General features: G+C 43.1%; 1 protein-coding gene. It reads left to right on the plus strand.

The features are described from left to right. Positions 1 to 174: 174 nt before the first annotated feature. Positions 175 to 1737, plus strand: a complete 1563-nt coding sequence (gene guaA, locus A5294_RS06290) for a glutamine-hydrolyzing GMP synthase (protein WP_004106945.1) — start codon at positions 175 to 177, stop codon at positions 1735 to 1737. Positions 1738 to 1795: the final 58 nt, after the last annotated feature.

A 1795-nucleotide genomic window follows, 5' to 3' on the forward strand; every position in this document is an offset into this window, starting at 1 on the left:
CATTTTATACTTTATAGTTAAGCGTTTCGCACAAAAATCTACCAACGTTATTTGCAGTGTTAGACTGTACGTGTAACTTTTGTGTTTAATTTTCGGCGTTTTGTAATTACGTAACGTCGCAAAGTTTCACTATTATAAGTTGAATCGTGTTAGAACTTATATATAAGGAGAATCATGGCAAAAGGACCAGTGCTTGTCGTTGATTTTGGCGCTCAATATGCTCAGCTTATTGCTCGTCGAGTGCGCGAAGCAAATGTGTATTCAGAACTTGTTCCTCACTCTATGCCAGTTGACGAAATGCTTGCTAAGGATCCTCAAGCTATTATTCTTTCAGGCGGTCCTGCTTCTGTTTATGAACCAGGTGCTCCTGACATTGATCCAAAGATTTTTGAAGCAGGTGTACCGGTTCTTGGTATTTGCTATGGCTTCCAGGTAATGGCTCATGAGCTTGGTGGCGATGTCGATAAAGCTGCACTTGGTGAGTATGGCAAGACTGCTGCAACTATTGATGATTCTGAAGGTTTACTTTCCGGATCCCCATCTGCGCAGAATACTTGGATGAGTCACGGTGTTGCTGTTAAGCGTGCTCCAGAAGGTTTTACGGTTTTGGCTCACACAGAAGGTGCTCCAGTTGCAGCAATGCAAGACGAAAGTCGCAAACTCTACGGTGTGCAATGGCATCCAGAAGTTAAACACACTCCATTGGGTCAGGAACTTATATCTACATTCTTACATAAGTGTGCAGGACTGGATAATAATTGGAATCCTTCTAATATTATTGAGGATCAAGTTGCTAAGATTCGTGAAGAAGTTGGCGACGCGCAAGTTATTTGTGGTCTTTCTGGCGGCGTAGATTCTGCTGTTGCTGCAGCATTGGTACATAAAGCAATTGGCAATCAGCTTACTTGCGTTTTTGTTGACCACGGTTTGCTTCGTAAAGGCGAAGTTGAGCAGGTTAAGCATGATTTTGTTGAAGCAACAGGCATTAAACTTATTGCAGTTGATGCAGAAGATGACTTTTTGAACGCACTTAAAGGCGTGAGTGAGCCGGAGCGCAAGCGTAAGATTATTGGCGAGAAGTTTATACGCACTTTTGAAAAAGCTCAGCGTCAAGTTATCGAAGAAGCTGGAAAATCTGGAGCAGAAGTTAAGTTCCTTGTGCAAGGCACGCTTTACCCGGATGTAGTTGAATCCGGTGGCGGTGATGGTGCTGCAAACATCAAATCTCATCACAATGTTGGAGGTTTGCCAAAAGATTTGAAGTTTAAGCTTATTGAACCTTTGCGTACTTTGTTTAAGGATGAAGTTCGTGCTATTGGAACTGAGCTTGGACTTCCAGATGAAATTGTTTGGCGTCAGCCATTCCCAGGACCTGGTTTAGGTATTCGTATCGTGGGCGAGATTACACGCGAACGCTTAGCTGTTCTTCGTGAAGCAGATGCTATTGCGCGCGAAGAGCTTTCTAAAGCTGGATTGGATCGCGACATTTGGCAATGCCCAGTCGTTTTGCTTGCTGATGTTCATTCTGTTGGTGTTCAAGGTGATGAGCGTACATATGGTTCTCCAATTGTTTTGCGTCCTGTGAGCTCTGAGGATGCTATGACAGCTGATTGGTCTCGTGTGCCTTACGATGTGTTGGCAAATATTTCTACTCGAATCACGAATGAATGCCGTCAAATTAATCGTGTAGTGCTTGATGTAACGTCTAAGCCGCCTGCCACGATTGAGTGGGAGTGACAGTTTTTGATGAGAATTATTGACCGAAATATAAACATATGTTTATACAGTAAAACAT

It is taken from the genome of Gardnerella sp. 30-4 (assembly GCF_001641215.1).
Classification (GTDB): domain Bacteria; phylum Actinomycetota; class Actinomycetes; order Actinomycetales; family Bifidobacteriaceae; genus Bifidobacterium; species Bifidobacterium leopoldii.

What these genes read in the sequence shown, in the direction of transcription:
- guaA (WP_004106945.1), top strand. Translation starts at nt 175, where the DNA reads ATGGCAAAAGGACCAGTGCTTGTCGTTGATTTTGGCGCTCAATATGCT.